The sequence below is a fragment of the Oceanobacillus saliphilus genome (genome assembly GCF_023522835.1).
In the GTDB taxonomy this organism is placed as follows: Bacteria; Bacillota; Bacilli; order Bacillales; family Amphibacillaceae; genus Oceanobacillus; species Oceanobacillus saliphilus.
Genome location: NZ_JALCZU010000024.1, coordinates 1 through 4,765, shown reverse-complemented (window position 1 = coordinate 4,765; position 4,765 = coordinate 1). Strand labels below are relative to the sequence as shown.

Genomic DNA, 4,765 nt, shown 5'->3' with positions numbered 1-4,765 from the left:
AGATGATGAAAATAATTCAAATAAAAATGGTTCCGATCATCCAAAAACCGATGAACGGAACCATTTTTATTCATTTTGGCTAGTTATGTCCCAGCCTCTATTTATATAATTTAAAATAATTTTACTTATCACAAAGACTGGAATCAAGTTTTATATCGTTGTATAATTGAAAAATTAAACATGACTTATGTAACGTAGGAGAGAACAAGATGAAACGATATGGTTTACTTGCAAGAATTATTATAGCAATCATCCTTGGTATTATGATAGGTTCATTTGCAAATGAATGGTTCATTCAATTATTTGCAACCTTCAATGGATTATTTGGTAACTTTTTAAGCTTTATTATCCCACTTATTATTCTCGGTTTTATCACACCCGGAATTGGAAACATGGGACGTGGAGCTGGAAAATTGCTATCTCTAACTGCTTTGCTTGCATATGCTTCTACAATCATTGCAGGGGTTATCGCATTTTTTGTAGCAAAAGCACTTTACCCCGCCATGCTTAGCGGCCAAACAATGGAAATATTTACAGATCCAACAGAAGGATTAAGCGAAGCATTCTTTACCATTGAAATGGCACCCCCAATGGGAGTCATGACAGCGCTGCTGATTTCCTTTGTAGTAGGTATCGGTATCGCCGCAATTAGAAGTGATGCACTGCTCCATTTGGCGAACGACTTTCGCGATATTATCCAGCTTGTAATTGTAAGAGTAATTATACCATTACTCCCTTTCCACATTTTCGGTATTTTTGCCAATATGACCCATGCAGGGCAAGTTGCAACGATTTTAAGTGTATTTGCCAAAGTATTTATCATGATTATTATCCTTCATGTACTATACCTAATCCTGCAGTATTCAGTTGCAGGATCTTTAAGCAGGCAAAACCCATTTGTGATGCTGAAAAAAATGTCTCCAGCATATTTTACGGCGCTTGGAACGCAATCGTCTGCAGCTACTATTCCTGTAACATTAGAGCGATCAAAATCGTTAAAAGTACGTGAAAATATCGCCGACTTCACTGTACCACTGCTGGCAAACATTCATTTATCAGGAAGCACGATTACAATTATGAGCTGTGCACTTGCGGTATTATTTCTGCAAGGTGGAAATATATCCTTTCCTTCTGTTCTTCCATTCCTTTTAATGCTAGGGATTACATTGGTTGCAGCACCAGGCGTTCCGGGTGGAGCGGTTATGGCAGCTATTGGACTGTTGGACACCATGCTCGGATTTGGCCCGACCATGCTATCGTTAATGATTGCATTGTACCTCTCACAGGACAGCTTCGGTACTGCTTGTAATGTTACGGGTGATGGAGCGATAACATCCATCACAGATAGCATCAGTAAAAAGTGGAACGTGACCGAAATTGATAAGCATGTAAAGTAATGTAAAAGGATGGAATCGATTGATTCCATCCTTTTTCACGCCAAAACTCTGTATTCTTCCTCAACCAGTAACGCTTCATATTCTGCCACAAGATTACCAAATATAGCATCCCAGGATTGCGTCAAAGCATATTTACGACCTTGATAACCCATCATATCCATTTTATTTTTATCCGCCAATAATGCAGTTATTGCTTCCACAAATCCTTCTGAATCCTTCTGATTACACAACATTCCGGTAACATCCTGCTGAATGATGGAACGCACTCCTCCTTCATTTACACCAATAACAGGTGTTCCACAGGCCAGCGATTCCAATACCACATTACCAAATGTCTCTGTTGCAGAAGGAAAAACAAATAAATCAGAAGAAGCATATATTTGTGCTAAATCTTCTCCTGTTAGAAATCCCGTAAATGTCATATTGGAGGAAGCACTACTTTCCAAATCATTTTTTAAAGGACCATCTCCGACAATAAGCCAATGAATATCATTCCTGTTTTTATGAAGTAACAGTTGATTAATCTCCGGCAATAGCATTACATCCTTTTCAGGAGAAATTCTTCCAACATAGAGTAATATGTATTTTTCTTTAATATTATATTTCTTTCTAATGGCATCCTGATCATATTTATCGTGAAAAGTAGATTGATCGACCCCACGTGGCCATATCGATAAATTCGTAAATCCTTGCTTCTGTAATTGATTTTTAGTATCAACAGAAGGAACAAATATTTTTCTGAGAGGTCGATGAAACCAATGCATATACTTCCAAAGTACTTTTGAAAGGAATTGCATATCGTAATATTGTAAGTATTTATCAAAATCAGTATGGTAGGAGCCAACAATAGGAATGTTCAATTTTTTGGCGAAATGCAATCCACATAAACCGATGTTAAAGGGAGTGGCAACATGAATAATATCAGGCTTAAAACTGAGCAATTCTTCTTTTACGAAGGGGATATTCGGTAATGCAAGCCTACATTCCGGATACATAAAAAACGGTAAACTTGTAAAACGCAGAACATGTTTTGAAAATAAATCTTTATTGGAACTTTTTGGTGCGAAAACACGATAATCAATACCATTCTCATCCAGATACTCCGTGTATCTTTTTAAAGTCTTCGCAACACCGTTTACATCTGGCGCAAACGTATCCGTAAAAATTGCAATCTTCATTTCATTTTCCCCCTTATTATAAAATGTTCCTGTGTCCTATCACTAAAAATTAAAACGTACGAATAAGAAGTATCCGTTTATAAAAAATTTAATGGAAAATTGGCTGCTACAAAAACATAAGAAAGTGTTCCAGTTAAGGATCCAAGTAAACAACCTGCCATAACGTCAGAAGGATAGTGAAGTCCTAAATAGATACGGGATATACCTACCGCAAAAGCGACTGGGAGTAAAACAATCGTTAAAGTGGGATAGAACAATATAAATGGAATAATTACAGAAAAAATGGCTGTTGTATGTCCAGACGGAAATGAATGATCTCTTAATGGATTATTAGTAACGTTAATTTGCGGTAATGCTAAATACGGTCTTTTTCTCGGAAATAATTTCTTTGCAATCATTACTGGAATATGGCTTATTGCCAATGCAATTGCACTCGCTACAGCGGTCAGTCGCACCGCATCTGAAGTGAAGAGTATTATTAATAATATAGTCGCGATTGTTAATCTTGCACCACCAAGATGAGTTATGGAACGAAAAAACAAATTTAAGTGTCTCTGACTAAAGTATTGATTCACATACTTAAATAACTGACATTCTACCGTGTAAAAGTGAGCAAATAATTTTCCCATCTACATCCACCCTTTTTTTATATTTATATCTACTATCTATTGTAGTAGTTTATTATTTAGAAAATTATAAGTTATTGTAAATATATTCTTACATTACAAAAAAATTAAGTGAAAACATTTTATTAATTAAAAAATACCATCGTCGAAACACCATGGTATTGGAAAATTTATATATTTTTTAACTTGGAATAAAAGCGCTATCACTTTGAATCCCCCAACAAGCCTAATTAGAAACTTTCGGTCTTGATTTCTCAGAAGAATGTTCTAATGAAGCGCTATAGGGGGTGAGTCCACTTTCGCTAGACGTGGCCGTTTATGTGGAATAATTTGTTTGTGGGTAAAAGTGTACACTCTCTTACATCTTTAGAAAACTTGAATGCCACCAAATCTTTCAGTGACAGCTTTAGTTGGATTTATGCTGGTTGGTAACGAACCTTTTACAAAGTGAACGTGGCAAATTAGACTTGCAAGGATTAGTAGGCGTGAGATACACAACTATAACTGACTTTGGATTAACTGTTAGGCTTTCATCGCATTTGATATAAAATGCGACCTTTAACTTAAACTCTTCACTATACTTTGCCATAAACCTAACCACCATAAATTATTTTTACTCTAACTTATAGGGGTCAGGTCATTTCCACGAGCGGCTGGTGAGCCCCTTCATGCTAAAGCATTTCAGTGTCTCACCGATGCCTTTCCTCCCGTTGGAGTCTCGTGTATACGAGCTGCTAGTATGGGAGTTATTTCAAAAAAGACAAAATCTCAGAACAATCGAAGCTATTCGGTTAACTTTGATCGAATTCAGCATTTTATAACACGCTTCAAAGGTATTTCGTAATCATTAACTTCACTAGACTAGACTCGATTAATCTATGCGGAAGCGCAGGAGTAGTTGTCAGCAATCTTCTAACCAGCTCTGGGGAATACACGGAGACTTCTGCGGGAGCAGAGGCATCGGTGAGACAGCGTAGCGCTTTAGCGCAAGTTGGCTCACCAGCCGCCCGTGAACCATGAGTGTATTCCCCAGATTGGTAGCCGAGGCAACTCATCCCGCGTCACAGCTTATATCAAATCCAATTGTAATTAATTAAGTTAATTCGCACTTCACATAAAATACGACGCTTATGTAACCAAAAATACGAAAACCAGCCTTGCTTTTTGTCAAATTAGCAAGGCGATTGTTAGTGCATTTCTAAGTTTTATGCCAGTCAAACGATTAAACTTATTTTATTGGTGTGAAGGTTGATTTGGTAAGTCTATGTCCTACTTCCAAATAAAAAAACAGGAGATACGATAAAAATCGTATCTCCTGTTTTTAGTGCCTGGCGGCGTCCTACTCTTGCAGGGGCAAAGCCCCAACTACCATCGGCGCTGAAGAGCTTAACTTCTGTGTTCGGTATGGGAACAGGTGTGGCCTCTTCGCTATTGCTACCAGACAACTATTAATTATAAGGTATGTTTTATACCTTGAAAACTAAATAAGAGTAAATCAAGACATCAAAAGAAGTTTAGTTAAGTCCTCGATCTATTAGTATTCGTCAGCTACACGTGTCACCAC

3 protein-coding genes and 1 rRNA gene are annotated in these 4,765 nt (G+C 37.3%); 1 reads left to right on the top strand and 3 read right to left on the bottom strand.

Annotated features, from left to right (window positions below; translation table 11 throughout):
- Positions 1–209 precede the first annotated feature (209 nt).
- Positions 210–1,397, top strand: a complete 1,188-nt coding sequence (locus MN204_RS20190) for a dicarboxylate/amino acid:cation symporter (protein ID WP_249872880.1) — start codon at positions 210–212, stop codon at positions 1,395–1,397.
- Positions 1,398–1,432: 35 nt separating this feature from the next.
- Here MN204_RS20190 and MN204_RS20185 read toward each other — a convergent pair whose 3' ends face one another.
- The 3 genes from MN204_RS20185 to rrf all read right to left on the bottom strand — a co-directional run bounded on the left by MN204_RS20185 (position 1,433) and on the right by rrf (position 4,643).
- Positions 1,433–2,575 (bottom strand): glycosyltransferase family 4 protein, encoded by a 1,143-nt coding sequence (locus tag MN204_RS20185; protein ID WP_249872879.1) that lies wholly within the window; start codon positions 2,573–2,575, stop codon positions 1,433–1,435.
- 77 nt (positions 2,576–2,652) lie between these two features.
- Complete coding sequence (locus MN204_RS20180; RefSeq protein WP_249872878.1) at positions 2,653–3,204, bottom strand: phosphatase PAP2 family protein; 552 nt, start codon at positions 3,202–3,204, stop codon at positions 2,653–2,655.
- Between the two features lie 1,323 nt (positions 3,205–4,527).
- Positions 4,528–4,643 (bottom strand): 5S ribosomal RNA (rrf, locus tag MN204_RS20175).
- Positions 4,644–4,765 lie beyond the last annotated feature (122 nt).

Excerpts from the sequence above, each read along its gene's own strand:
- MN204_RS20190 (WP_249872880.1), top strand. The coding sequence starts at position 210 with ATGAAACGATATGGTTTACTTGCAAGAATTATTATAGCAATCATCCTT.
- MN204_RS20185 (WP_249872879.1), bottom strand. The coding sequence starts at position 2,575 with ATGAAGATTGCAATTTTTACGGATACGTTTGCGCCAGATGTAAACGGT.
- MN204_RS20180 (WP_249872878.1), bottom strand. The coding sequence starts at position 3,204 with ATGGGAAAATTATTTGCTCACTTTTACACGGTAGAATGTCAGTTATTT.